Below are 24,346 nucleotides of genomic sequence, written 5' to 3' on the forward strand. Positions count from 1 at the left end.
GTCAAGCGCCGTTGCGCAATATGTTCGTGATAAGCACTTCCTGCACGACGCCCCCCTCGATCACCTGCGCAGCCCCTTCCAGAAGCGCGCGGCGCAGAAGCGTCATGTTGTTGTGAGAGGTGAACATCCCCTCGAACCCGCCGATATTGGCGTGGTCGAACAGGATTTGCAGCAAACGGTCGCGCAAAAGCGGCTCTTTCGCGGCCACGCTATCTTGCGCCGTCTCGTCGATCTGAAGCGCCAGTTCGACGACCACCAGCGACATGACACGCCCATCCTCGACCAGCGGCACAAGGAATTGGCCGTCCAGATCATGGATCGCGCTCGGCACCGGCTCTGGCGCGGGGGGTGGCGCGGCCTCGGCGTCGGCCACAGGCTCTGGCGGGTCGGGGCGCAACAGAAAGCCCGCGCCCACCCCACCGGCAAGGCCCATCAGCATCAGCAGTATCGGCAAGATCTTGGCCATGTCGTCCCCCTCGTCAGAATGGTGTCACGATTTCAAGGATTTGCTGGCCATAGCGCGGCTGCTGCACATTCGAGATGATGCCCCGCCCGCCATAGGAAATACGCGCATTGGCGATCTTGTCATAGCCCACTTCGTTCTTGCGCGAGATGTCCTCGGGGCGCACGAAGCCCGTGACCAGCAATTCGCGCAATTCATGGTTCACGCGCACCTCTTGCCGTCCTTCGATGCGCAGCACGCCGTTCGGCAACCGCTCGACCACGGTCGAGGCGACGCGCAGCGTCAGCTGCTCGTTGCGGCTGACCGTGCCGCTGCCGGAGAAGTCGCTCGTGCCCTGCACGGATGCGCCCTCGGACAGGCTCAGCCCGCCCGGCAGGTTGCGGTCGATCGCCTGCGGAATTCCGAAGAGCGACGGGCCGGGCATGGCCACGCTGCCGCTGCGGCCCCGCGCGGTCGAGTTCGAGATCTGCGCGGAATCGTCAATTTCGATGACAACGGTCAGGATGTCGCCCTGTTTCGATGCCCGCCGGTCGCCCAGAAGCGAGCGTTGGCCCGCCGACCAAAGCGAGGCGGGGCTTTCCTCTCCGGGGGCGATGGTCTCTTCCGGCAGGGGAATGCGGTAGAGCGCGGCATGTTCGAACCCCTCTTCGGGGGCGGTGAAGGCGGGCGCGCGCCCGACCTCTGACAAGTCGGAACAGGCCACGAGGGCAAGGCAGGATACGGCAATCAGGATGAAGCGCATGTTGGGTTCCTTCCAAATACCTGCGCTCAGGGCGCAGCGGGCGGGCCGACCTCGACCTGCCCGAAACTGATGACCCGTGCCTGCACGGATTGGCGCGAGCTGCCATTCATGACCGTCACGCTTTCGCCCAAGGCAGCCCGGCCCAGCGCGCGCCCCTCGGACATGATGGTCAGCCCGCCCTGGCGGTAGATCATGACGACCGCCTCGTTGCGTTCGACCACCGCCGCCGGGGCAAGGTCGGCCAGCCGCACGGGGCGGCCCGGATAGATGGCGACGCGCGCCTCCAGCCCCACGACCTGCGCGGGGTCGGTGGCCACACCGGGCGCGCCGGCGCCGGAATGCAGCGCCACATCGGCGGGTTGCAGCACCTCTGTCGGGCGGATCATGCGGGTGGCGACCAGACCGTCGGCCAGCGCGGGCCATGGCACCAGCAGGAAAAGCGCAAGCCATCTCATCAGCGCACCTGCGTCGTTGCGCCCATCATCTGGTCGGCGGCGGTGATGACCTTGGCGTTCAACTCGTAACCGCGCTGCGCCTTGATAAGTTCGGTCATCTCGCGCACCGGGTCGACAGAGCTTTCTTCCAGGTAGCCTTGGCGAAGCGTGCCCAGCCCGTCCTCTCCCGGTACGCCCTGAATGGCGGGGCCAGAGGCTTCGGTTTCCAGAAACAGGTTCGACCCCATCGCTTCCAGACCCTTTTCATTGGTGAAATTGGCAAGGTTCAACTGCCCCAGAAGCTGCGGTTGCACATTGCCAAGGAAATACGCGTAGACCTCGCCCTCGGAATTGATCGAGATATCGCGCGCATCGCTGTGAATGACGATGCCGGGCGCGACCTCGTGGCCGTCAGAGGTCACGATCAGCCCGTCGCCCGTGCGCTTCAACCCGCCGTCGCGGGTAAAGGCGGCCTCGCCATTGGGCAGGGTCACTTCCAGATACCCCTTGCCTTCGATCGCCACGTCCAGATCGTTGCCGGTATAGGTCGACGCCCCTTGCTGGATCTGCATACTGACCGCGGCGGGCCGCACGCCAAGCCCAACCTGCACGCCCGTGGGCAAAACCGTGCCATCGGCGGCGGTGATGGCCCCTGCCCGCGCGAATTGCTGGTAATGCAGGTCGGCGAATTCGGCGCGGCGGGCGTTGTAGCCCGTGGTGCTCATATTGGCGAGGTTGTTCGAAATCGTATCAACCCGCATCTGCTGGGCCGACATGCCGGTGGCGGCGATTTGAAGGGCTTTCATCGGATTCTCCGGTTCGGGTTAACGACCAAGCGCCTGAATGACGCCCTTGATCCGTTCGTCTTCACGTTCCAGCAGGCGCTGGCCGCGTTCATAGGCGCGCTGCACTTCGATCATGCGCGACAACTCGATCATCGGGTCGACATTCGATTCCTCCAGAAAGCCTTGCAGGATTTGCGGCGCGTCCACGGGAATGATCTCGCCCTCGACCTGAAACAGCGTGCCGGCCGCGCGCGACATGGTGACGGGGTCGGCGGGCTGGAACAGGCCCACCTGCCCCAAGGGCACCCCATCGGCCGAGAGCGTGCCGTCGCGCGCCAGCGACACGTCGCGCGCATCGGGGGGCACGAAAATCGGCGCGCCGCCCAGGTCCAGCAGGCGGTGGCCGTCGGGGTTGACCAATTCGCCCGCCGCGTTGGGTGTGAAGATGCCCGCCCGCGTCAGACGCGGCCCTTGCGGGGTTTCCAACTGGAAGAACCCGTCACCCTCTATTGCGAAATCGAAGCGCGCATTGGTTTGCGACAGCGCCCCTTGCAACTGCGCGGTCTGGCGGGTGTTGCCCAGCGCCATGGACAAGGACGGCTCTTCCCGGCCCAAGCCCACGACGAATTCGGAAAACACCACGCCTTCCTTGCGAAAGCCGGTTGTCGCGGCATTGGCGATGTTATGCGCCACGACCTGCAATTCGCGCCGCAGCCCCGACATCCGGGTCAGCATGGTATAGGATGAATTATCCATCTTAACCCCCTGCGATCAATGGCAGAATTTCGTCATGGAAGAAGCTGGTCAGGGTCGCGGTCATGAAACTCATCGACACCCAGAAGACCGCGACGATGGCCAGCAGTTTCGGGACAAATGTCAGCGACATTTCCTGAATGGAGGTGAGCGCCTGAAACAGCCCCACGCCCACGCCCGCGACCAGCGCCGCGCCGAGGATGGGTGCAGAGATCAGCGTGCTGATCCACAGCCCTTGGCGCAGCGTGTCGAAGAAGATCAGCTCATCCATGGGTCAAACCGGCATCCGAAGGATTTCGAGATACGCCTCGACCACGCGGTCGCGCACGCTGACGGCGGTTTGCACGGCCAGTTCTGTATCGGCCAAGGCCTGCACCAGCGCGTGCGGGTCCGCGCCACTGACCATGGAAGCGGTCGCGGCCTGCTCATTGGCTTGCAGGCCCGACAGGACGCTGCCCATCGCTTGCCCGAAAGCAGCTTCGACGCGGGGGGCGGTTGCAGAGGGCTGGGCCGCATCGCGGGCGCGGTCATAGCCGGTGATCGCAAGTGAAGAAGGGATTTGCATGTCTGTGATCCTTGTCAGCGGCGCAACAGGTCAAGCAGGCTTTGCGACATCTGCCGCGCCTGGTCGAACATCGCCAGATTGGCCTCGTAGCTGCGCCCGGCCTCGCGGGCGTCGGCCATTTCCACCATCGTGTCGACGGTGGAGCCTAGGTAATAGCCGTCCTCATCGGCCAGCGCGTGGCCGGGGTCGTAGACGCGGGGCAGATCGCCCCGGTCCAGTTGCACCGGGCCCGCGGCCACGGTGGTCACACCCCGCGCGCGGTCCAGTTGGGCGGTGAAGTCGATGGTTTTGCGCCGGTAGCCGGGCGTGTCGGCATTGGCGATATTCTCTGCGACATGGCGCATCCGCTGGGCCTGCGCATCCATGCCCGAGGCGGCGATGGTAAAGGTCGAAAACAGGTCTGCCATATCCGCCCCCTATCGGCCCAGCGCCGTGCGCAAGATGCCGCGCGCAGAGCCATAGACCGCCAGCGCCAGATCATGCGATTGCCGGGTTTCGGCGGCGCGCATCATCTCGCGCTCCAGCGAAACGCTGTTGCCATTGGGCGAGGCCGGGTCATCCGTCGCGTTCAGTCGCGGCGGCGCAAGGGCCTGAATGCGGCCGCTGCGCAGCGTGTCCATGACGCCCGGCTGATCCAGATACTCTGCAAAAGACGCCACGTCGCGGGCGCGGTAGCCCGGCGTGTCGGCATTGGCCACGTTTTGCGAAATCACGACCTGGCGCGCGGCGGCGTGGCGCGCCATGGCTTGTGACAGCCGCATGATGGCTGGTGTGTCTAACATGAGGGCTTCTCCCGTCAGTGCGATACACGAAGCTTTAAGGCTGATTCGCTTAATGTTCGGTAAGCAAGAACGCGAAACCGCTTGGGGGATCATGGACCGGATCGAAAAACTGAAAGCCGCCGTGGCCGCGCTGCGCCCGGTGCGCATCTTTGGGCGCGTGGCCGAAAGCCATGGGCAATGCGTGGTGCTGGCCGGGCTGGCGCTAGACGCGCGGCTGGGCGACTGGGTTACATTGGAGCCCGCGCAGGGCACGCCCTTTGGCGGCGAGGTGGTGCGGCTGGAGGGCGGCGCGGTCCATGTCTTTCCCAATGGCGACGCGGCGGGGCTGGCGCTTGGCGACCGCGCCGAATTGATCGGCCCGCGCCCGCTTGCCCCCGATGATAGCTGGATCGGTCGCGTCATCGACCCGTTCGGCCAACCGCTGGACGGGCGGCCCTTGGCCATGGGCACGCGCCCCCGCCCGGTCACGGCCGCCCCGCCCCCGCCTGCGCGCCGCGGCCGTTTGGGCCAGCGGCTGGATACGGGCATGGCGGTGTTCAACACCTTCCTGCCCTTGGTCGAGGGGCAGCGCATCGGCCTGTTTGCCGGCTCTGGCGTGGGCAAGACCATGCTTCTGGGCAATTTCGCGCGGCTTGTGCAGGCCGATGTGGTAGTGATTGGACTGATCGGCGAACGGGGCCGCGAATTGCGCGAGTTCATCGAGGACGTGCTGGGCGAAGAGGGGCTTGCCCGTGCGGTGATCGTGACCGCCACATCCGACCAACCCGCGCTGACCCGCAAACGCTGCGCCGAAGCAGCGATGGCCGTGGCAGAGCATTTCCGCGATCAGGGCAAACATGTGCTTTTGCTGGCCGATAGCGTGACCCGCATGGCCGAAGCGCATCGCGAGGTGGCGCTGGCCAGCGGCGAAAGCGCGTCTTTGCGCGGCTTTCCCCCGTCGCTGTCGCACCGGATCATGGCATTGGCCGAACGCGCCGGGCCGGGAGAGGACGGTCTGGGCGCGATCACGGCGGTATTCACCGTGCTGGTCGCGGGGTCGGACATGGACGAACCCGTGGCCGATATTCTGCGCGGGGTGCTGGACGGGCATGTGGTCATGGACCGCGCCATTGCCGAACGGGGCCGCTTTCCGGCGGTGGATGTACTGCGCTCGGTCAGCCGGTCGCTGCCGCGCGCGGCCAGCCCAGAGGAGAACGCCCGCCTGTCGGAAGCGCGCCGCCTGCTGGGCGCTTATGACAGGTCCGAGGTAATGATCCAGGCGGGGCTATACGAGAAGGGCACCGACCCGCTTCTGGACCGCGCCGTGGCGGTCTGGCCCGCGCTTGATGCCTTCATGGGCGAAATGGCCCCGCACGGGGTGCGCGGGGCTTTCGCGCGGCTTGCGCACTGCCTGGAGCCGCCAAAGCCCTAGATCAGGGGTTTTCCCGGTGCCGCGTTAGGTCTAAACCCATGCGCAAACCTGCATCACAGAGGGCGACATGGCGCGTATCCTGATTACCTCGGCCTTGCCGTATATCAATGGCATCAAGCATCTGGGCAACCTTGTGGGCAGCCAATTGCCCGCCGATCTTTACGCCCGCTACATGCGCGGGCGCGGGCATGAGGTGATGTTCATCTGCGCGACCGACGAACACGGCACGCCCGCCGAACTGGCCGCCGCCAAGGCGGGCAAGCCTGTGGCGGATTACTGCGCCGAGATGCACGACACGCAAGGCGAACTTGCGCGCGGGTTCCGGCTGTCATTTGACCATTACGGCCGCTCGTCCAGCCCGCAGAACCACGCGCTGACGCAGCATCTGGCGGCGCGTTTGGGCCAGGCCGGGCTGATCGAGGAAGTGACGGAAAAGCAGGTCTATTCCATCACCGACGCGCGCTTCCTGCCCGACCGCTACATCGAGGGCACCTGCCCCAATTGCGGCTATGACCGCGCGCGCGGCGACCAGTGCGAAAACTGCACCAAGCAGCTGGACCCGACCGACCTTGTAAACCCGCGCTCTGCCATTTCCGGCGCGACCGATCTGGAGGTGCGCGAAACCAAGCACCTGTTCCTGCGCCAATCCGCGCTGCGCGACCGTCTGGACCAGTGGATCGACAGCCAGCAGGGCTGGCCAGTGCTGACCACGTCGATCGCCAAGAAATGGCTGCATGACGGCAATGGCTTGCAAGACCGGGGCATCACCCGCGATCTGGATTGGGGCGTGCCCGCGCAATTCGACGGCGCGCCATGGCAGGGCATGGACGGCAAGGTGTTCTACGTCTGGTTCGACGCACCCATCGAATATATCGCCGCGACCGCCGAATGGGCCGAAGCGCAGGGCTTGGATGAAGCCGCGTGGCGGCGCTGGTGGCGCGAGGATGAAGGCGCGGATGATGTCCGCTATGTGCAGTTCATGGGCAAGGATAACGTGCCCTTCCACACGCTCAGCTTCCCGGCTACGCTGATGGGGTCGGGCGAGCCTTGGAAGATGGTCGATTACATCAAGTCCTTCAACTACCTGAACTATGATGGCGGGCAGTTCTCAACGTCACTGGGGCGCGGCGTATTCATGGATCAGGCGCTCTCGATCCTGCCCGCCGATTATTGGCGCTGGTGGCTGTTGTCCCATGCGCCCGAAAGCTCGGATGCGGAGTTCACTTGGGAAAACTTCCAAGCCTCGGTCAACAAGGATCTGGCCGATGTGTTGGGCAACCTCGCCAGCCGCGTGACCAAATTCTGCCGCTCGAAATTCGGCGAGGTGGTGCCGGAGGGCGGCGCATATGGCCCGCGCGAGGACCAGTTGATCGCCGACCTGACCACCCGCCTGCGCGCTTATGAAGCCCATATGGAGGCGATGGAGATCCGCAAATCTGCCTCCGAGTTGCGCGCGCTCTGGGTCTTGGGCAACGAATACCTGCAAGACGCAGCGCCCTGGTCCACCTTCAAGACCGACCCAGAGGCAGCAGCGGCGCAAATCCGTTTGGCGCTGAACCTGATCCGGGTTTACGCCATCGTCTCGCGCCCGTTCATCCCCGATGCCGCCGCCAGCCTGATGCAGGCCATGGGCAGCGACGACTGGTCCTGGCCCGAGGATCTGGGCGCGGCCCTTGCCACCCTGCCCGCAGGGCACGCATTTACCGTGCCCGACGTGCTGTTTGCCAAAATCACCGACGAGCAGCGCGCGGATTGGGAAACCCGCTTCGCTGGCACTCGCTGACGCAAGGAATCGCGCAAATCCGCGCGGAATCCGGTTGACACGCGCGGGCGGGTCAGTAGAAGGCAGGTTCAAGAATTTGCGGGCAAGGCGCGTGGCGTCCTTCGTCCGGTGCAGGAGAGAATGACATGGCGAAGCCAACCACCATCAAGATCCGTCTGAACTCGACCGCGGGGACCGGGCATTTCTACGTGACCAAGAAAAACGCCCGCACCATGACCGAGAAGATGACCGTGCGCAAATACGACCCCGTTCTGCGCAAGCATGTCGAATACAAGGAAGGCAAGATCAAGTAATCTTGCTGGCCCTTGGTCGGATGTTGGAAACCGCGCTTTTGGGCGCGGTTTTTTCATGGCCCTCAGCCCAGTTTGGGCCGCGCCATCAGCGTCAGCACGGTCCCGATCAGGGCGAAACTGACCGCGCTGTCCAGAAGGAACGCCGCGCCGGAATGAAGCGGGGTCAAGGCGGCAACAAGCGCGCCTTGGGCGTGCAAGGCCAATGCCAGCAGCAGCGCGAGGAAGGCAAGGCTCGCGCGCGGGGCGCTGGCCCATGCAGCGCGCCAGCCGAAGGTTTCGCCCCCCGCGCGGCGGGCGCAGACCACGCCAAACACCAGCACCAGCCACAAGGACAGCGCGTCGGCGACGAAAACCGACAGATAAATCGCGGCGGCGGGGGCGGTGCCCCCCTCGAACCCAAGCACGAGCGGGACGAAGGGCAGCGCCGCCACCACGCTCAGGATGGCCCCCTGCCCCCAATAGCCCAGCGCCAGAAGCACAGTCAGCGGCGCGCGCGGCCCGAAATAGATCGCGCGGTGCCAAAGCAAGGCCATGACGGCCAAAGCCAGACCCAGCGTGCCGCGCAACACCAGATCATAGCCCGGCAACTCGGGCCAGACATGGCCCGTCACCTGCACGCCCAGCCACGCCTTGAACGCCATTGCCAGCAGGAAGGGCGGCAGAACCAGCCGCCAGATCTGGCGCGGTTTGGCTTTGACAATGCGCCATGTAGCGTAAAGGGCGGCAAGGCTGTCAGGCATAAGGTTTTCCCATGAAAAAGGGCCGGTCAGACGACCGGCCCCCAAACCCTTTCGGGTCGATTACTCTTGCTGGCCCATGAACATCAGCAGGAACTGGAACATGTTCAAGAAGCTGATGTAAAGCGACAGCGCGCCGTCAATCGCAGCCTTGTCCAGCCACTCTTGATCGCCTGCCATGGCGTGGGCGACATATTCGCTCTTGATGGCTTGCGTGTAGAAAGCCGTCAGACCTGCGAAGATCAACACACCGATGGCCGAGATCGCGAACATCATCGCGGGGCTTTGCAGGAAGATGTTGATGATCATCGCCACGATCAGGCCGATCACACCCATCATCAGGAAGGTGCCCATGCCCGACAAGTCTTTCTTGGTGGTGTAGCCATACAGGCTAAGACCGCCAAAGGCGATTGCCGTGACAAGGAAGGTCTGCGCGATCGAGAAGCTGGTGAACACCAAGAAGATCGAGCTGAGCGACAGGCCGATTGCCGTTGCAAAGGCAAAGAAGCCCAGCTGCACGCCAGCCGCCGACGCACGACGCATCAGCGCGCCCCAGCCGAACAGGATGAAGGCCAACGGGGCAAACATGATGACCCAGCGCAGCGGAGACATGTAGATCGCGCCACCGATGCTGTTCAGGTAGGTGCCGTTCGGCAATTGAGCCACCGCCGCCGACGGGTCGGTCGTCGTGGCAAGCCCGGCAATCGCCCAGGCCGCCGCGCCGGTGATGAGCATCCCCACCGACATGGTGCCGTAGACCTTGTTCATATGGGCGCGCAGCCCGGTATCAATCTGTTCAGCGCGAGCGCCGCTGACTTGCGCGCGCATCGTGTTGAAATCTGCCATTGAATCCTCCGTTGGCGAAAACTTGGTGGCGGGTTGGACCGCCTCGTAGGTGAATATTTGCATCCGGGGCGTGGTTTTCAAGCAAAACCGGAGTCGGATACACAGGATTTCGGGAAAATCGGTAAGCGCTGATTAAATCGTGATGACGATCTTCCCGGTCGATTTGCGTGCGCGTAGCAGTTCCAGCCCCTCCAGCGCCTGCTCCAGCGGCAAAAGATGGCTGATATGCGGGCGCAGGCTGCCCGTCGCATACCAGTCGAACAGCGTCTGGATCGACCCCGCCATGACCTTTGGCGCGAATTTCATGTAAGCCCCCCAATACAGGCCAATCACGCTCAGATTCTTGACCAGCAGGATATTGGCGGGAAAGGCGGGCGGGGTGCCGCCGGCAAAACCGATGGCCAGAAAGCGGCCCTCGGGGTGCAGCGCGCGCATGGCGGGGGTCGCCAAGGGCTCGCCAATCGCGTCATAGATGACATGCGCGCCGCCCAACGCTTTCAACTCTGCCCGCAGGTCGAACCCTTCGGCCCCGCTGTCGAAACAGATCTCGGCCCCCGCGTTGCGCGCGACCTCCAGCTTGTCGGCCCCGCGTGCGACAGCGACGACACGCGCGCCCATCCGCGCGCCGATTTCCACGGCGGTCAGCCCCACACCGCCCGCCGCGCCCAGCACCACAAGCGTTTCGCCCGGTTGCAGATTGGCGCGATGCGCCAGCGCCAGATGCGAGGTGCCATAGGCCACAAGGAAGGCCGCTGCATCGGCGAAGGGCATGTCGGCAGGCATATGCGCGCATAGATCGGCATTGCACACTGCATAGTCTGCCAAGCCGCCCCGGCCCGCGAACACCGCCACCCGGTCGCCCAGGCTGACATGCGTGACGCCTGCGCCCAAGGCTTCGACCGTGCCCGCATATTCCATGCCCAGCGTGTAGGGCGGTGCGACTTTTTCCTGGTATTTGCCCTGCATCATCAGCAGGTCGGCAAAATTCAGACCACAGGCCGCGACCCGGACAAGCACCTCTCCCGGCCCCGGTTCGGGCCGGTCGATCTGGCCCAGAACAGGGGTCGAATCATAGTCGTGAAGCTGGATCGCGCGCATCTGTCACCTCTTTACCTGCAAAACAGCCTGCCGCGCGCGCCGCACGGGCGCAAGCGGCAAGACGCCGCGCGGGAAAATGTGCAAATCGCAATTCACCCATAGGTTGTTTTGCATTTTGCATTGCATTTTGCAAAAAACCTACGCCGCTGACAAGATTTACAACTTTTGCCCCCGGATACCCGAAAAAACCGGCAATGGTGCAACTGCGAGTGGTGCAAGCCCGCCGAAACACCCGATGTCTGGCGCGAAATGCACCCATTCCCTGATTGTAACGAGAGAGTTTTGTCCATGACCCATCCCGTAGATCGCCATGTCGGTCAGCAAATGCGCCACCGTCGTTGGATGATCGGCATGACCCAACAGCAGCTGGCCGATGCCGTGGGCATCCGGTTTCAGCAAATCCAGAAGTATGAAACCGGCGCGAACCGGGTCTCTGCGTCACGGTTGTGGGATATTGCAAAGGCCATGGACGTGCCTGTCAGCTTTTTCTTTGAAGGGCTGGAAGAAGGCGAGGACAGCGCGGAACTGCACAGCCCCGACATGATGGGCAGCAAGGAAACGCTGGACCTGTTGCGCACCTATTACGCGATTCCCGAAGCGCAGCGCCGCCGCCTGTTCGATCTTGCACGCGCGCTGGGCGACGCGGCCTGACGGCTTTGCATTCGCCAGCCGCGCGGCTAGACAGGGCGGAAAGACCTGTCACGGGATTTTCGCCATGCGCCGCACCGATCTGTCCACCGCAGAGCTGACCCAGCTTCTGGCCCTGACCGACCGGCTGGCCGACGCCGCGCGCGTCCAGACCTTGCAACATTTCCGCCAGACCGGGCTGACGGCGGATAACAAGCTGGCCGAGGGGTTTGATCCGGTCACGGTGGCAGACCGCGCCGCCGAAGCCGCGATCCGCGACATACTGGCGCTTGAGCGCCCCGATGACGCGATCCTGGGCGAAGAACATGGCACCCGCCCCGGCACCAGCGGGTTGCAATGGATCATAGACCCGATCGACGGCACCCGCGCCTATATCAGCGGCACAACCACATGGGGTGTGTTGATCGCACTGGCCGATGCCGATGGCCCCTTTCTGGGCGTGATTGACCAACCCTATACGCAGGAGCGCTTCATCGGCGCGCCGGGATTTGCCGAATTGCGCGGGCCACGCGGGACCGTGCCCCTGCAAACGCGCGCCACGCCCGCCTTGGGGCAGGCGATCCTGTTCTCGACCTTTCCCGAGATCGGGACAGAGGCCGAGCGCGCGGCGTTCACCCGCGTCTCTCAAGCCTGCAAGCTGACGCGTTACGGTATGGATTGCTATGCCTATGCGCTTCTGGCGGCGGGCCATATCGACCTTGTAATCGAAGCCGGGCTGAATGCCTATGACATCGCCGCGCCGCTTGCCGTCATTCAGGCCGCGGGCGGCATCGTGACCGACTGGCAGGGCCGCCCGGCCCATGCCGGCGGGCAGGTCGTGGCGGCGGCGAATGCGGCGCTGCACGCGCAGGCCTTGGAAAGATTGCAAGCCGGGTCTTGACCTTCCATCTTCTGGAAGGGCCATATGCAAGGGCATCGACGAGAAAAGGTGCCGCATGAATGTCCAATCCTCCCAGATGACCCCCGCCACCGAAATCGGGTTCGGCGTTGAGAAGCTCAGCTGTGCGGGCTGCGTGGGCCGGGCAGAGCGCGCCTTGGCAGAGGTGCCGGGCGTGCAGAGCGCGCGGGTCAATCTTGCGACCCACCGCGCAGAGGTGGCACTGGCCCCTGACGCCCACGTTTCGGACTTGCAAACCGCGCTGCGCCGCGCGGGCTATCCGATGCGGGTGGAAACCGTCGAATTCGACGTGGACAACATGACCTGCGGATCGTGCATTGCGCGGGTGGAACAGGCGCTTGCGGCGCAACCCGGCGTCTTGCGCGCCAGCGCGAACCTGACCACAGGCCGCGCCGAAGCCGACCTGCTGGACGCAAGCGCGGCCCCTGCCCTTGCCCGCGCGCTGAACGCCGCAGGCTACCCCGCGCGCGCCGTGACCCATGCCGACCCAGCCGACCCCGGCGCCCGCCAGGCGCAAGAGGCGCGTGCCCTCTCGCGCCGCTTTCTGCTGGCGCTGGTTCTGACCTTGCCGGTTTTCATCGTGGAAATGGGCGGGCATCTGGTGCCGCCGTTTCATCACTGGCTGGTGAACAGCTTTGGCCAGACGCCGCTTTGGCTGGGGCAATTCCTGCTGACGAGCCTTGTGCTGATCGGTCCCGGTCGCGGTTTCTACACCAGCGGCCTGCCCGCGCTGGCGCGCGGCGCGCCCGATATGAACAGCCTTGTCGCCATCGGCACGCTGGCCGCGTGGGGCTATTCAACCGTTGCGCTCTTCGCGCCTTCGGTCCTGCCGGACCGCGCGCAGGCGGTGTATTTCGAAGCGGCGGCGGTGATCGTCACCCTGATCCTGCTGGGCCGCTGGCTGGAAGCGCGCGCGCGCGGGCGCACCGGCGCGGCGATTGCGCGGCTGGTGGGCTTGCAGCCGCGCCACGCCCGCAAACTGGTGGACGGGGCCGAGGTCGAGGTGCCGCTGGACGAGGTATCGGATGGCGACATTCTGCGCTTGCGTCCGGGCGAACGTCTGGCCGCCGACGGCGTCCTGACAAGCCCCGCCGCGCTGATCGATGAAAGCATGATAACCGGAGAGCCCTTGCCCGCCGAGAAAACCACCGGGGCGAAGCTCGTGGGCGGCACGCTCAACGCGGGCGATGCGTTCGACATGCGTGTAACCGCAACCGGCGCTCAGACCGTGCTGTCGCAGATCATCCGCATGGTCGAACGCGCGCAGGGTGCGAAACTGCCGGTGCAGGCGCTGGTCGACAAGGTGACGATGTATTTCGTGCCCGTGGTCATGGGCATCGCGGCGCTGACCGTGGCGCTGTGGCTGGCCTTTGGCGCGGGGCTGAACCTTGCGCTGGTGGCGGGCGTGTCGGTGCTGATTATCGCCTGCCCCTGTGCCATGGGGCTTGCGACACCCACATCCGTCATGGTGGGCACGGGCCGCGCGGCGGAACTGGGCGTGCTGTTTCGCAAGGGCACAGCGCTGCAACTGCTCGAGCGGGTGCGCGTCGTGGCCTTCGACAAGACCGGCACGCTGACCGAAGGGCGGCCCAGCCTGTCGCGCATCGTGATCACGGGCGCGCTGAACGAGGATGCAGCCCTTGGCCATGCCGCTGCGCTGGAACGCGATTCGGACCACCCCATCGCGCGCGCCCTGCGCGATGCAGCAGCCGCGCGCGGCATCGCTGTGCCAGATGCGCGGGGGGTGAAATCGCTGACGGGGCTTGGCCTGCGCGGCCAGATCGACGGGGCCGCCGTGCATCTGGGCGCGGCACGGCTGCTGACGCAGGAAGGAATTGACATCTCCGCCTTGGCCAGCGCCGCCGAAGCGGCCGCGCGAAAGGGCGAAACCCCGTTCTACCTCGCCATCGACGGCCAGCTTGCCGCACTTATCTGCGTGGCTGACCGCCCGCGCGACGGGGCCGCGCAGATGATCGCAGAGCTGCACAAGCGCGGGCTGCAAGTGGCCATGATAACGGGCGACGCGCAGGCAACCGCCACGGCCATCGCGCGCGATCTGGGGATTGACCATTTCGTGGCAGAGGTGATGCCCAAATCCAAGCTGTCGGCCGTGCAAGACTTGCGCGCGGCGCATGGCCCGGTAGCCTTCGTGGGCGACGGGATCAACGATGCACCCGCGCTGGCAGAGGCGGATGTGGGCCTTGCCATCGGCAGCGGCACCGATGTCGCGGTAGAGGCGGCGGATATCGTCCTCGCCTCCAGCCGCCCGCAAGCGGTGCTGGCGGCGCTGGACCTGTCGCAGCAAACGATGCGGAACATTCGCCAGAACCTGTTCTGGGCCTTTGCCTATAACACCGCGCTGGTGCCCGTGGCGGCGGGGCTTCTGTATCCGACCTTCGGGATCATGCTCTCGCCCATGTTGGCGGCGGGGGCAATGGCGCTCAGTTCCGTTTTCGTATTGTCCAACGCGCTGCGGCTGCGCTTCGCAGGATCGAGAGGTATCGCATGAACATATCCGACGCGGGCGCACGCTCTGGCCTGCCGCCCAAGACCATCCGCTTTTACGAAGAGATCGGGCTGATTACGCCCGCGCGCCTGCCCAATGGGTATCGCGATTTTTCCGACGAAGACCTGCACAAGCTGGCCTTCCTGCGCCGCGCCCGTGCGCTGGGATTTTCGGTTCAGGAATGCCGCCAGTTGCTGGGCCTGTATACGGATCAAAGCCGCGCAAGCGCGGATGTGAAGGCCTTGGCCAGCGCGCAATTGGAACGGATCGACCAGCAACTGGCCGAATTGCAGGAAATGCGCCGCACGCTGGCACAGCTGATTTCCGCCTGCGCGGGCGATGCGCGGCCCGATTGCCCGATCCTGTCGGACCTCGCACAAGAAGAGTAGCCCGTCAGGCGGTCGCTTTCTGCGCCTTGACCACGGGTTTGGGCGCGGGCTTGCTGGCGCGCGGGCGACGGTGCAGCGGCGTGGGCTTGGGGGCCGCGCGCCGCAGGCTTTCGGCTTCCGCCGCGACCTCTGCCGCGCTTTCATGCGGCATCGCACTTGCCATGTTGCACAGCATCTTCAGATAGGCTTGTTGCTGTTGGCGCATCAGGTTTGCCCAGACCATCGAGCTTTTCAGCCAGAATGTCAGCGGATCGAATGCCATGTTTCCCTCCAAACTGCCGCTTGTCCCTTGCAAGCCGGCTTTCCCTAGATGCAGCCTTAGCCGATTTCCTGTGACACTGCCTTGACGTAGCGCATGAAACCGACGCGATGTCGCGAGTGTTGCGCAAGGCACTTCGTTTCAGCTACCGAAGGCCCGCGCCCGCTGTCAAAGCCAAGCGCGGTCACAGCCGATAACAAACGCGCAACTGCGCAAGCATTCAGCACATGCCGCCCCTTTTGCCCGCGCGGCGCTTGCGCAACAGGCAGGCTTGCGGCATTCAACCTGAAGGCAAACCAAGGGGCGGGCCATGCTGAAAATGATCTTTGTGGTGCTTTTGGTGCTTGGCGCGGCGGGCATGGCCTATGTGCGCCTTGCCCCGCATGACCTGGCACGCTGGCATCTGGACCCGCGCCGCGTGGCACGGCCCGAGACACCCAATTTTCACCTTTTGCGCATGGGCGACGGCGATGCGCCCGCGCCCTTGTTCGAGATGTCCCCCGCTGACCTGGCAGAGCGGCTTTACGCGGTCGCCACGGCGGATGGCACGACGCTTCTGGCCGGAAGCGTGGCCGAGGGGCATATGACATTTCTGTCACGCTCGCGGCTGATGGGCTTTCCCGATTACACCACCGTGCTGATCGAACCCGCGGGCGATGGCGCCATGCTGACCGCATTCGCCCGCGCCCGCTTTGGCTATTCCGACATGGGCGTGAACCGCGCGCGGCTGGATGGCTGGATCGCAGAGCTTAGCGGCTAAGGCTGCAACAGCCCGTCAGAAGCGGGCCATCCAGCCCCAGCATGAGCGCCACGCGCAGCCCATAGGCGCGGTCGCTCATCCCGTCATTGCAAGCGGCGGGGTAGATATGGGCCACCCCCGGCCCAGACGGCGCGGCAAAACGCAGCATCCGTGTCAGATCGCCCGGCAGGCCGGTGTCCTGGGCCAGCCACAAGGGCAGGTCTTGCGGGTCCGTGTCGGGGCTGGAATAGGTCAGCGCGCCGCCTTCGGCATCCAGCGACCAGAAGGGTTCGGTGCCGAAACAGCCCAAGCCCACGGGCAGGTTGTAATTGTCGATCGCCACGCCCTGCGCGGACATGTAGCGAAGTGCGACCCAGCCCGACCCCTCGCCCGTGTTCACCTGTCCCCATGTGCCCGCCTCATTGGTGGCGACCACCTCTATCCCGCGCGCATCGGGGGGCAAGCTGCCTAGGATGGGCGCATCGGCGGAAGGTTCGGCGCGAATGTTCAGCACGTCATCCATCGCCACGTCCCGCACGTCGTAAAGCTGCGGCAGGCTTTGCGCGGCGGCCCCGCTCAGCCCAAGCCACACCGCAAGTGCTGCCACTCCAAAAGCACGCATCTTCCCCTCCGTGTTCATGCCAGGCGGGAAAAGCATAGCACAGATCCGCGCGGGTCAGCCTTTCATCTGTTCCAGCGGGATCTCGGTCGTGAACTTGATCTCTTCCATCGACAACAGCGCCGTGACGTTGAAGATGCTGACATCCGCGATCAGGGATTGGTAGAAACGGTCATAAGCGCGGGCATTGGCCACGCGCACTTTCAGGATATAGTCGATGTCGCCCGCCAGCCGGTGCGCTTCCATCACCTCTGGCCGCGCGCGCACGGCGCGCAGAAAAGCCGCTTGCCATTCAGCCTCGTGCGAGGAGGTGCGCACCAGCACGAAGAAACACGCTTCCAGCCCCAGTTCGTATTCATCCAGAAGCACGGTGTAATTGCGGATCACGCCCGCTGCGCGCAGTTTACGGATGCGGTTCCAGACGGGCGTTTTGCTGGACCCGGTCTTGCGCGCGATCTCGTCAAGCGACTGGCTGGCATCGCGCTGCAATTCCGCCAATATCCGCTTGTCCAGATCATCCAGCTCTGCTGACATAATTCGCGCCCCCTTGGTGATTTCGGGGTAAAATATTCCAAAAATGCGCAATCCGAAAGCCCGATGCGGAATATTTTTCCACTTATGCACAACGCCTTCTCAGAATCGCGCAAGCCCGTCTTGATCTTGACCTGCATCAAGGCTTAGTGACCGGGCAAAGCCGTATCACGGCCAACAGTTTGACGCCCCGCCGTCCCAGCTTGAAAGTTGCAGCCATGACCGACCAGACAGCCCCCGCAAAGGCGACGCCCACCTTGCCAGACGCGCAAACCGTCACCTCGGTCACGCATTACACCGACCGGCTGTTCGCGTTCCGCTGCACGCGCCCGCAATCGCTGCGGTTCCGCTCGGGCGAATTTGTGATGATCGGGCTGATGGGCGACAATGGCAAACCGCTGTTGCGCGCCTATTCCATCGCTTCGCCCTCTTGGGACGAAGAGTTGGAATTCTATTCGATCAAGGTGCCCGATGGCCCGCTGACCTCGCGCCTGCAACATATCCAGCCGGGCGAGCAGATCATCCTGCGCCCCAAACCCGTGGGCACGCTGGTGCTGGACGCGCTGTTGCCCGGCAAGCGGTTGTGGATGCTGGCCACCGGCACCGGCATCGCGCCCTTCGCCTCGCTGTTGCGCGACCCCGAGACATGGGAGAAATACGAGCAGGTCATCGTCATGCACACCTGCCGCGAGGCGGCGGAACTGACCTATGGCCGCAACCTTGTCGAAGCACTGCCCGAAGACCCGCTGATCGGCGAATTGGTGGCGGGCAAGCTGCTGTATTACCCCTGCACCACCCGCGAAGAAACCGCGCATATGGGCCGGATTACAGACAACATGACCTCTGGCAAGGTCTTTGCCAATCTGGGCATCCCGCCGCTGGACCCGGCAATCGACCGCGCGATGGTCTGCGGCTCGCTGGCCTTCAACCTCGACATCAAGAAGGTGCTGGAAGAGGCGGGCCTGACCGAGGGCGCGAACAGCGCGCCTGCCGAATACGTGGTCGAGAAAGCCTTCGTGGACTAAACCCCAAGCCGCGTCACTTGTAGACCGCGCGTCGGTCGGCGAGTGCGCGCACGCGCTTGCGCCAAGCGCGGTAGCTGCCCGGTTTCAACGCGCGCCGCATCAAGGCCTGCACCTCGTCGGCGCGCAGGCCGTATTGCGCGCGGATCTCGGCAAAGCTGACATGATCGCTTAGCGCCATCTCGATCACCTCGCTGATCGCGGCGTCATCCAGTTGCGGCATCTGTTCCTGTCCGTTGACGATGGCCCGTGCCGCCATAGCTAGACCCGCGACGGCGAAGGGCAAAGGCATGGCAGGGGCAACGGGTACCATCATCATCGGCGCGGGCATCACCGGCATCACCTGCGCGCGCGCCTTGGCGCAGGCGGGAACGCCCGTTCGCCTGCTGGACAAGGGACGCGGCATTGGCGGGCGGATGGCCACGAAGCGCGTGCAGGCGGCGGGCCTGTCGCTGCATTACGATCACGGCGCGCAATATATCCGCCCGCGCGACCCGGCCTTTGCGGCAGAGCTTTTGGCGGCAGGCGCAAGCGTCTGGGGCGAAAGCGACAGGCTGGTCGGCCAGCCCGGCATGTCGTCCCTGCCCCGCGCGATGGCCGATGGGCTGGACGTGGCGCAAGGGGTCGAGGTGACGGGCCTGCACCACGCGGGCGGGCTGTGGCATCTGGAAACAAGCGCAGGCGACCACATGGCCCGGCGCGTGGTCCTGACCATTCCCGCGCCGCAAGCCTTGGCGCTTCTGGGCCGCGATCACCCGCTTGCCCCGGAGTTGTCGGCTGTGCAGATGGCCCCCTGCCTGACCCTGATGGCCAGCTTTCCGGCGGACAGCCCCGCACCTTTCGCCGCGCGTCTGGACCCGGATCACCCGCTGGCATGGGTCGCGCAGGACACCACCAAGCCCGACCGGCCCAAGGGCGTGGTCACATGGGTTGCCCAAGCCAGCGCCGCCTTTTCGGCACAGCATCTGGACCAATCGCCGGATGGTATTCTCGCCGACATGCTGCCCCACCTTTGTGCGCTGTTGGGCACCGCACCGAACCAATCCCTCCACGCGCAAGTTCATCGCTGGCGCTACGCGCAAGCCACGCAGCCCTTGGGCCGCGCGTTCCTGCGCGCGGCGCATGGGCTGTATGTCGGCGGTGACTGGTGCCTTGGCCCGCGCGCCGAAGACGGCTGGGCCAGCGGGCGCGCGATGGCTAAAGCTATCCTGACGGGGGCCGATGCTGACTGACCCGCGCATCCAAGGTTTGCTGCGGCTGATCCTCGCCGCGCTCCGCCCGCCCCCCGGTGCGGGCCGGATCGCGCTGGCGCTGGCGATGGGCGCGCTGACGCATCTGGCCTTTGCCGCGGGCGTTCTGGCGATGATAACCGCCATGTTCTTCGGCATGAGCGAAAGCTGGGGACGGGTGCCGCAGCCTTGGGCCTGGGGCGTGAATGCGCTTCTCATCGTGCAATTCCCGCTGGCGCATTCGCTGTTTCTGACCAGACCCGGCGGGCGGCTTCTGGCCCGGCTTGTCCCCGGCCCGCATGGCGCGACGCTGGCCACCACCACCTACGCGCTGATCGCGTCGCTGCAATTGCTGGCGCTGTTCGCGCTCTGGACCCCTTCGGGCATTATCTGGTGGCGGGCCGAGGGCCTTGCGTTCTGGGGCATCTGTGCGGCCTATGCGGCTGCATGGCTTCTGCTGCTGAAAGCCAGCTTCGACGCGGGCGCCGAGGTGCAATCGGGCGCGCTAGGGTGGATGTCGCTCATGGCGCGCAAGGCCCCGCGCTTTCCCGACATGCCCACGCTGGGCCTGTTTCGCGTTATCCGACAGCCGATCTACGTGGCCTTCGCCCTCACGCTCTGGGCGGTTCCGGTGTGGACACCCGACCAGTTGCTTCTGGCCACCAGCTACACCGCCTATTGCCTGCTCGCGCCCCGCCTGAAAGAGCGCCGCTTCGCCGCCCGCTACGGCCCTCGTTTCGCGCGCTACCGGGCACAGGTGCCCTATGCCTTTCCCGCCTTCAAACGAAAGCAAGACGATGCGCAATGATCTGACGATTTACGACAAGGTCGCCGCCAACTGGTGGTCCGACGACATCCGCTGGGTGCGCACCTTGAAAAACCTTGTCCCCGGCCGGCTGAAATGGATGGACCGCCAAATCGAATGGGCAGGCAAGGATGTGCTGGATCTGGGCTGCGCCGGGGGATTCATGGCCGAAGCGCTTGATGATCGCGGCGCGCGCGTGACGGGCATTGACCCCGCAGCAGAGGCCATTGCCGCCGCCCGTGCCCATGCCGAGCAGACGGGTCGCAAGATCAGCTACGATGTCGGCGTAGGCGAAGCGCTGCCCTACACTGACGCCAGCTTCGACGTCGTGGTCTGCGTCGATGTGCTGGAACATGTGCAGGATTTGGGCCAGGTGCTGGGAGAAGTCGCCGGCGTGCTGCGCCCCGGCGGGCTGTTCCTGTTCGACACGATCAACCGCAACCCGCTGGCGCGGCTGGCCACCATCACCGTGGCCGAGGATATCCTGCGCCTGCTGCCGCGCGGCACGCATGACCCCGACATGTTCATCAAACCCGCAGAGCTGCGCGCGGCGATGCAATCGGCGGGTCTGGAACCGGGGCGCTTTACCGGGCTTGGCCCGCGCGGGATCAATCCGCGGCTGGACCTGACCTTCGGCCCGCTTCCACTGACCGCGATCCTTTACATGGGATCGGCCCGCAAGCCCTAACGTCACAGCGCCGGGACAGGGGACACTCATGTCGTGAAAAATGGTCGGAGTGAGAGGATTCGAACCTCCGGCCCCTGCCTCCCGAAGACAGTGCTCTACCAGGCTGAGCTACACTCCGACCGTGTCGCGGCGTATACGACCGCGCGCGGGGCTTGGCAAGGGGGCTTTGCCCAAGAAACGCTTTCCAAGCCCATGGAATTTGCCTATGGCTCTGCCTCATGAGCAAAGACAGTTCCATCCCGCTGATCACCACGACAGACGCGCTTGCGGCCTTTTGCGCGCAGGCGGCTGCCAGCCCCTATGTCACCATCGACACCGAATTTCTGCGCGAGCGGACCTATTACGCGAAGCTTTGCCTGTTGCAGATGGCGCTACCGGGCGCGGATGGGCCGACAAGCGGGCCCGCGGTGCTGGTGGACCCGCTGGCAGAGGGTTTGGACCTTGCGCCCTTCTACGCGCTGATGCGCGACGAGCGCGTGGTCAAGGTGCTGCACGCGGCCCGGCAGGATCTGGAGATCTTCTGCATCGAAGGCGGCACCCTGCCCCGCCCCCTGTTTGACACGCAGGTCGCGGCCATGGTTTGCGGCTTTGGCGATCAGGTGGGCTATGAAACGCTTGCGCGCAAGCTGGCAAAGGCGAATATCGACAAATCCTCGCGCTTCACCGATTGGTCGCGCCGCCCGCTGTCGGACGCGCAGGCGAAATACGCGCTGGCGGATGTGACGCATCTGCGCGTGATCTATGAAAAGCTGAAGGCGACGCTGGACAAATCCGGCCGCGCGCCGTGGCTGGACGAGGAACTGGCGATCCTGCTGGACCCGGAAACCTATATCATCCGCCCCGAAGATGCGTGGAAACGCGTCAAGACGCGCAACGATTCCGGCAAATTCCTGGCCGTGCTGCGCGAATTGGCCAGCTTCCGCGAGGCCTATGCGCAAGAGCGCAACATCCCGCGCGGACGCGTCTTCAAGGATGACGCCTTGCTAGAGCTATGCGCGGCCAAACCGCGTAGCTTGGACGATCTGGGCCGCACCCGCCTGCTGTTGCGAGAGGCACGGCGCGGCGAGATTGCCGAGGGGATTCTGGCCGCCGTGGCGCGCGGGCTGGACTGCCCGGCAGACCAGCAGCCCCGCCAAAGCGCCGGGCGCGATAACCTTCAGGTCAACCCGGCGCTGGCCGATCTGCTGCGCGTTCTGCTGAAAGCGAAATCCGACAACGAAGGCGTGGCCGCGAAGCTCATCGCGTCGAGCGCCGATCTGGACGGGTTGGCGGCGGGCCTGCGAGAGGCACCCGCGCTGAAAGGCTGGCGCGCAGAGGTCTTTGGCCGCGACGCGCTGCGCCTGTGCAACGGCGAACTGGCGCTTGCCGTCAAGGGCGAACGGGTCGAGGTGATCGCGCTTTAGCGGCGCACGCTCTGGGCGTTCTGCGCACCGCGCACCACGATGCGGCGCACACCGGCAAGATCGTAATTCGTCAGCTTCACCGCGGCCGAGACCGTGCGCGACTGTTCCGTCCCGGTTCCGGTTGCGCCGCGCGGGGCGGCCAGCACGAATTCGTAGATCAGCGCGCCATCGACCGGGTCGCCGTCATTGATCGGGCGCAGTTCGACATCCCACCAGCCTTGGGTCGCGGTCACGCCGGTCGCGCGCAGGATCGCGCCCTCGGGCACGCGCAGCACTTCCATGTCCCGCACCACCGGCACCAGCGCGCGGCGGTCGATGCTGGTGTCCCAGCCATTGGCCGGGGCCAAGGTTTCGACCGTGTCGTTGCTGAACCAGTTCATCGGGTTCAGCCGGGACCATCCGCTTCCACCACAGGCACCAAGGACAAGCACCATCGCAAGGGCGGCAAGGGCAGGCTTTTGCATGGGATCGGTCCTTATCTGTCGCAGCTGGGTTTCGGGTTAGCGCAAATATGCCGCGTTGAAAAGTGCTCTCACGGGCTGGACCTTGCACAAGGGGCGCTTTACCTCTGTGCGCGAAACCAGATGGGGGACGACCATGGCCAGCCCGGCATTCGAAGACATCGTCGAAACATTCGAGTTTCTAGACGCATGGGAAGACCGCTACCGCCATGTGATCGAAATGGGGCGCGCCCTGCCCGCCATGGATGACGCGCTAAAAACCCCCGCCACCAAGGTCGAGGGTTGCGCCAGCCAGGTCTGGATCCAACCCATGATCGACGGCAGCGGGCCATCGGCGAAGTTCGATTTCGTGGGCGCAAGCGATGCGATGATCGTGCAAGGGCTGATCGCGGTGCTGCACGCGCTTTATGCAGGCCAAAGCGTGGCCGAGGTGGGCCGCATCGACGCGCCTGCCGAATTGGCGCGCCTCGGGCTGGATCAACATCTGTCGTCGCAGCGTTCGAACGGGTTGCGCGCCATGGTCACACGCATCCGCGCCACCGCCGCAGAGGCCGCCGCGTGAGCACCGACCCCGTGCTCTTGGCCGAGATGGCCGGGCTGCTCCTGGTCATCGGCGCCTTTGCGGGGCTGGTGGCCGGGCTGTTGGGTGTGGGCGGCGGGATCGTGCTGGTGCCCGCGTTCTTCTACGCCTTCACCGCGCTCGGATATGGCAGCGAGCAGTTGATGCAGGTCTGCCTTGCCACGTCGCTGGCCACGATCATCACCACCTCGATCCGGTCAATGCAAAGCCACCACGCCAAGGGCGCGGTCGATTGGTCCATCCTGCGCGGCTGGGCGCTGTTCATCGGTGGCGGCGCGGTGCTGGGCGTTCTGGTGGCCGCATCCCTGCGCTCTGTGGTGTTGCAGGGCATCTTCGGTGTGGTGGGGGTGTTCATCGGCCTCTATTTCGGCTTTGGCCGCAAAGACTGGCAGTTGGGCAGCGCCATGCCCAAGGGCATCAAGAAACTTGTCATCGGTCCCATGATCGGGCTTTTGTCGGTGCTGATGGGCATTGGCGGCGGGTCATTCGGCGTGCCGCTGATGACATTGCACGGCGTGGCCATTCACCGCGCGGTGGGCACGGCCTCGGGCTTTGGGCTGATTATCGCGCTGCCGTCGGTGCTGGCTTTCATGCTGGTCCCGGTCGAGAGCGCGCCGCCCTACAGCATTGGCGCGGTCAACCTGCCCGCCTTTGCGCTTGCGGTCGCCATGCCGTTTCTGACAGCCCCGCTGGGCGCACGCATGGCCCATGCAATGGACCCCAAACTGCTGCGCCGTATTTTCGCGGTGTTCATCATGGTCATGGCGCTGAACATGCTGCGCAAGGCGTTGGGGTTCTAGGAACCTCTGGTGCGGAACAAGGGCGAAGCCCGCCGCGCCATCGGCGGGCCGTCCCGCGGCCTGCCGATTGGCTTAGG

32 protein-coding genes and 1 tRNA gene are annotated in these 24,346 nt (G+C 65.0%); 15 read left to right on the forward strand and 18 right to left on the reverse strand.

All coding sequences use genetic code 11. The features are described from left to right. Position 1: 1 nt before the first annotated feature. The 9 genes from J1C52_RS07885 to J1C52_RS07925 are packed head-to-tail and all read right to left on the reverse strand — an operon-like array spanning position 2 to position 4,524. Positions 2–466, reverse strand: a complete 465-nt coding sequence (locus J1C52_RS07885; RefSeq protein WP_227427391.1) for a flagellar basal body-associated FliL family protein — start codon at positions 464–466, stop codon at positions 2–4. 13 nt (positions 467–479) lie between these two features. Further along, on the reverse strand, positions 480–1,205 hold the full coding sequence (flgH, locus tag J1C52_RS07890; protein WP_227427392.1) for a flagellar basal body L-ring protein FlgH: 726 nt from the start codon (positions 1,203–1,205) through the stop codon (positions 480–482). A 26-nt stretch (positions 1,206–1,231) separates the two neighbouring features. After that, on the reverse strand, positions 1,232–1,660 hold the full coding sequence (gene flgA, locus J1C52_RS07895) for a flagellar basal body P-ring formation chaperone FlgA (RefSeq protein WP_227427393.1): 429 nt from the start codon (positions 1,658–1,660) through the stop codon (positions 1,232–1,234). Beyond that, entirely contained in the window at positions 1,660–2,445 is a 786-nt protein-coding gene (gene flgG / locus J1C52_RS07900; RefSeq protein ID WP_227427394.1) for a flagellar basal-body rod protein FlgG, read from the reverse strand. Before flgG ends, flgA begins: the two co-directional genes overlap by 1 nt. A gap of 18 nt (positions 2,446–2,463) precedes the next feature. Further along, positions 2,464–3,180: a flagellar hook-basal body complex protein gene (locus J1C52_RS07905; protein WP_227427395.1), complete on the reverse strand. Its 717-nt coding sequence runs from the start codon at positions 3,178–3,180 to the stop codon at positions 2,464–2,466. Position 3,181: 1 nt separating this feature from the next. Next, positions 3,182–3,448 carry a flagellar biosynthetic protein FliQ gene (locus J1C52_RS07910; protein ID WP_227427396.1) on the reverse strand — a complete coding sequence of 89 codons (267 nt, stop codon included), beginning with the start codon at positions 3,446–3,448 and terminating at the stop codon, positions 3,182–3,184. 3 nt (positions 3,449–3,451) lie between these two features. Next, positions 3,452–3,742 (reverse strand): flagellar hook-basal body complex protein FliE, encoded by a 291-nt coding sequence (gene fliE / locus J1C52_RS07915; RefSeq protein WP_227427397.1) that lies wholly within the window; start codon positions 3,740–3,742, stop codon positions 3,452–3,454. Positions 3,743–3,756: 14 nt separating this feature from the next. Beyond that, positions 3,757–4,149, reverse strand: coding sequence for a flagellar basal body rod protein FlgC (flgC, locus tag J1C52_RS07920; protein WP_227427398.1), 393 nt, complete (start codon positions 4,147–4,149; stop codon positions 3,757–3,759). 9 nt (positions 4,150–4,158) lie between these two features. Beyond that, entirely contained in the window at positions 4,159–4,524 is a 366-nt protein-coding gene (locus J1C52_RS07925; RefSeq protein WP_227427399.1) for a FlgB family protein, read from the reverse strand. Between the two features lie 52 nt (positions 4,525–4,576). On the opposite strand from J1C52_RS07925, the gene J1C52_RS07930 reads away from it, so the two are divergent. The 3 genes from J1C52_RS07930 (at position 4,577) to rpmG (ending at position 8,011) form a co-directional block, all read left to right on the forward strand. Continuing rightward, positions 4,577–5,935 (forward strand): FliI/YscN family ATPase, encoded by a 1,359-nt coding sequence (locus J1C52_RS07930; RefSeq protein ID WP_227427400.1) that lies wholly within the window; start codon positions 4,577–4,579, stop codon positions 5,933–5,935. A gap of 67 nt (positions 5,936–6,002) precedes the next feature. Continuing rightward, positions 6,003–7,718, forward strand: coding sequence for a methionine--tRNA ligase (gene metG, locus J1C52_RS07935; protein WP_227427401.1), 1,716 nt, complete (start codon positions 6,003–6,005; stop codon positions 7,716–7,718). A gap of 125 nt (positions 7,719–7,843) precedes the next feature. Further along, positions 7,844–8,011 (forward strand): 50S ribosomal protein L33, encoded by a 168-nt coding sequence (rpmG, locus tag J1C52_RS07940; RefSeq protein WP_072246103.1) that lies wholly within the window; start codon positions 7,844–7,846, stop codon positions 8,009–8,011. Positions 8,012–8,073: 62 nt separating this feature from the next. On the opposite strand, the gene J1C52_RS07945 is transcribed toward rpmG, so the two are convergent. The 3 genes from J1C52_RS07945 to J1C52_RS07955 form a co-directional block, all read right to left on the reverse strand. Continuing rightward, positions 8,074–8,751, reverse strand: a complete 678-nt coding sequence (locus J1C52_RS07945) for a hypothetical protein (RefSeq protein WP_227427402.1) — start codon at positions 8,749–8,751, stop codon at positions 8,074–8,076. 60 nt (positions 8,752–8,811) lie between these two features. Beyond that, complete coding sequence (locus J1C52_RS07950) at positions 8,812–9,594, reverse strand: Bax inhibitor-1/YccA family protein (RefSeq protein WP_227427403.1); 783 nt, start codon at positions 9,592–9,594, stop codon at positions 8,812–8,814. 132 nt (positions 9,595–9,726) lie between these two features. Next, a complete protein-coding gene (locus tag J1C52_RS07955) occupies positions 9,727–10,692 on the reverse strand; it encodes an NADPH:quinone oxidoreductase family protein (RefSeq protein ID WP_227427404.1) in 966 nt (321 codons plus the stop codon). A 288-nt stretch (positions 10,693–10,980) separates the two neighbouring features. Between J1C52_RS07955 and J1C52_RS07960 the strand changes: the two genes are divergently transcribed. From J1C52_RS07960 to cueR, 4 genes are all read left to right on the forward strand, one after another. Further along, the gene (locus J1C52_RS07960; protein ID WP_227427405.1) at positions 10,981–11,343 is read left to right on the forward strand and encodes a helix-turn-helix domain-containing protein; all 363 of its coding nucleotides are present in this window, start codon (positions 10,981–10,983) and stop codon (positions 11,341–11,343) included. A gap of 64 nt (positions 11,344–11,407) precedes the next feature. Further along, the gene (hisN, locus tag J1C52_RS07965; RefSeq protein WP_227427406.1) at positions 11,408–12,220 is read left to right on the forward strand and encodes a histidinol-phosphatase; all 813 of its coding nucleotides are present in this window, start codon (positions 11,408–11,410) and stop codon (positions 12,218–12,220) included. Positions 12,221–12,275: 55 nt separating this feature from the next. Beyond that, positions 12,276–14,747 carry a heavy metal translocating P-type ATPase gene (locus J1C52_RS07970; RefSeq protein WP_227427407.1) on the forward strand — a complete coding sequence of 824 codons (2,472 nt, stop codon included), beginning with the start codon at positions 12,276–12,278 and terminating at the stop codon, positions 14,745–14,747. After that, positions 14,744–15,133: a Cu(I)-responsive transcriptional regulator gene (gene cueR, locus J1C52_RS07975; RefSeq protein ID WP_227427408.1), complete on the forward strand. Its 390-nt coding sequence runs from the start codon at positions 14,744–14,746 to the stop codon at positions 15,131–15,133. The genes J1C52_RS07970 and cueR overlap by 4 nt, the downstream gene beginning before the upstream one ends. A 4-nt stretch (positions 15,134–15,137) precedes the next feature. Here the strand turns inward: cueR and J1C52_RS07980 are convergent, their stop codons facing one another. Further along, complete coding sequence (locus J1C52_RS07980; protein ID WP_227427409.1) at positions 15,138–15,395, reverse strand: hypothetical protein; 258 nt, start codon at positions 15,393–15,395, stop codon at positions 15,138–15,140. A gap of 307 nt (positions 15,396–15,702) precedes the next feature. On the opposite strand from J1C52_RS07980, the gene J1C52_RS07985 reads away from it, so the two are divergent. Further along, positions 15,703–16,152: a DUF1499 domain-containing protein gene (locus J1C52_RS07985; RefSeq protein ID WP_227427410.1), complete on the forward strand. Its 450-nt coding sequence runs from the start codon at positions 15,703–15,705 to the stop codon at positions 16,150–16,152. Here the strand turns inward: J1C52_RS07985 and J1C52_RS07990 are convergent. After that, positions 16,142–16,753: a COG3650 family protein gene (locus J1C52_RS07990; RefSeq protein ID WP_227427411.1), complete on the reverse strand. Its 612-nt coding sequence runs from the start codon at positions 16,751–16,753 to the stop codon at positions 16,142–16,144. The two genes, J1C52_RS07985 and J1C52_RS07990, sit on opposite strands and share 11 nt — an antisense overlap. Positions 16,754–16,807: 54 nt before the next feature. Next, positions 16,808–17,284, reverse strand: coding sequence for an Lrp/AsnC family transcriptional regulator (locus tag J1C52_RS07995; RefSeq protein WP_227427412.1), 477 nt, complete (start codon positions 17,282–17,284; stop codon positions 16,808–16,810). Between the two features lie 215 nt (positions 17,285–17,499). Here J1C52_RS07995 and J1C52_RS08000 point away from each other — a divergent pair, with 215 nt between their 5' ends. Then, on the forward strand, positions 17,500–18,306 hold the full coding sequence (locus J1C52_RS08000) for a ferredoxin--NADP reductase (RefSeq protein ID WP_227427413.1): 807 nt from the start codon (positions 17,500–17,502) through the stop codon (positions 18,304–18,306). A gap of 13 nt (positions 18,307–18,319) precedes the next feature. Here the strand turns inward: J1C52_RS08000 and J1C52_RS08005 are convergent, their stop codons facing one another. Further along, on the reverse strand, positions 18,320–18,526 hold the full coding sequence (locus J1C52_RS08005) for a DUF2805 domain-containing protein (RefSeq protein ID WP_227427574.1): 207 nt from the start codon (positions 18,524–18,526) through the stop codon (positions 18,320–18,322). Between the two features lie 67 nt (positions 18,527–18,593). Between J1C52_RS08005 and J1C52_RS08010 the strand changes: the two genes are divergently transcribed. From J1C52_RS08010 to ubiG, 3 genes are read left to right on the forward strand one after another with little or no spacing between them, the layout of a single operon-like run. Continuing rightward, positions 18,594–19,535, forward strand: a complete 942-nt coding sequence (locus tag J1C52_RS08010; protein ID WP_227427414.1) for an NAD(P)/FAD-dependent oxidoreductase — start codon at positions 18,594–18,596, stop codon at positions 19,533–19,535. Next, positions 19,525–20,340 (forward strand): isoprenylcysteine carboxylmethyltransferase family protein, encoded by an 816-nt coding sequence (locus J1C52_RS08015; RefSeq protein ID WP_227427415.1) that lies wholly within the window; start codon positions 19,525–19,527, stop codon positions 20,338–20,340. Before J1C52_RS08010 ends, J1C52_RS08015 begins: the two co-directional genes overlap by 11 nt. Beyond that, entirely contained in the window at positions 20,330–21,025 is a 696-nt protein-coding gene (ubiG, locus tag J1C52_RS08020) for a bifunctional 2-polyprenyl-6-hydroxyphenol methylase/3-demethylubiquinol 3-O-methyltransferase UbiG (protein WP_227427416.1), read from the forward strand. The genes J1C52_RS08015 and ubiG overlap by 11 nt, the downstream gene beginning before the upstream one ends. A gap of 41 nt (positions 21,026–21,066) precedes the next feature. On the opposite strand, the gene J1C52_RS08025 is transcribed toward ubiG, so the two are convergent. Next, positions 21,067–21,143: transfer RNA gene (locus tag J1C52_RS08025), tRNA-Pro, on the reverse strand. A 118-nt stretch (positions 21,144–21,261) separates the two neighbouring features. Here J1C52_RS08025 and rnd point away from each other — a divergent pair. Next, the gene (gene rnd / locus J1C52_RS08030; RefSeq protein ID WP_227427575.1) at positions 21,262–22,428 is read left to right on the forward strand and encodes a ribonuclease D; all 1,167 of its coding nucleotides are present in this window, start codon (positions 21,262–21,264) and stop codon (positions 22,426–22,428) included. Here rnd and J1C52_RS08035 read toward each other — a convergent pair. Continuing rightward, positions 22,425–22,892, reverse strand: coding sequence for a hypothetical protein (locus J1C52_RS08035; protein WP_227427417.1), 468 nt, complete (start codon positions 22,890–22,892; stop codon positions 22,425–22,427). The genes rnd and J1C52_RS08035 overlap by 4 nt on opposite strands. A gap of 133 nt (positions 22,893–23,025) precedes the next feature. Between J1C52_RS08035 and J1C52_RS08040 the strand changes: the two genes are divergently transcribed. Further along, complete coding sequence (locus J1C52_RS08040) at positions 23,026–23,451, forward strand: SufE family protein (protein WP_227427418.1); 426 nt, start codon at positions 23,026–23,028, stop codon at positions 23,449–23,451. Between the two features lie 26 nt (positions 23,452–23,477). Beyond that, complete coding sequence (locus J1C52_RS08045) at positions 23,478–24,269, forward strand: sulfite exporter TauE/SafE family protein (protein WP_227427576.1); 792 nt, start codon at positions 23,478–23,480, stop codon at positions 24,267–24,269. Positions 24,270–24,346: the final 77 nt, after the last annotated feature.

It is taken from the genome of Roseibaca sp. Y0-43, assembly GCF_020667835.1.
In the GTDB taxonomy this organism is placed as follows: domain Bacteria; phylum Pseudomonadota; class Alphaproteobacteria; order Rhodobacterales; family Rhodobacteraceae; genus Roseinatronobacter.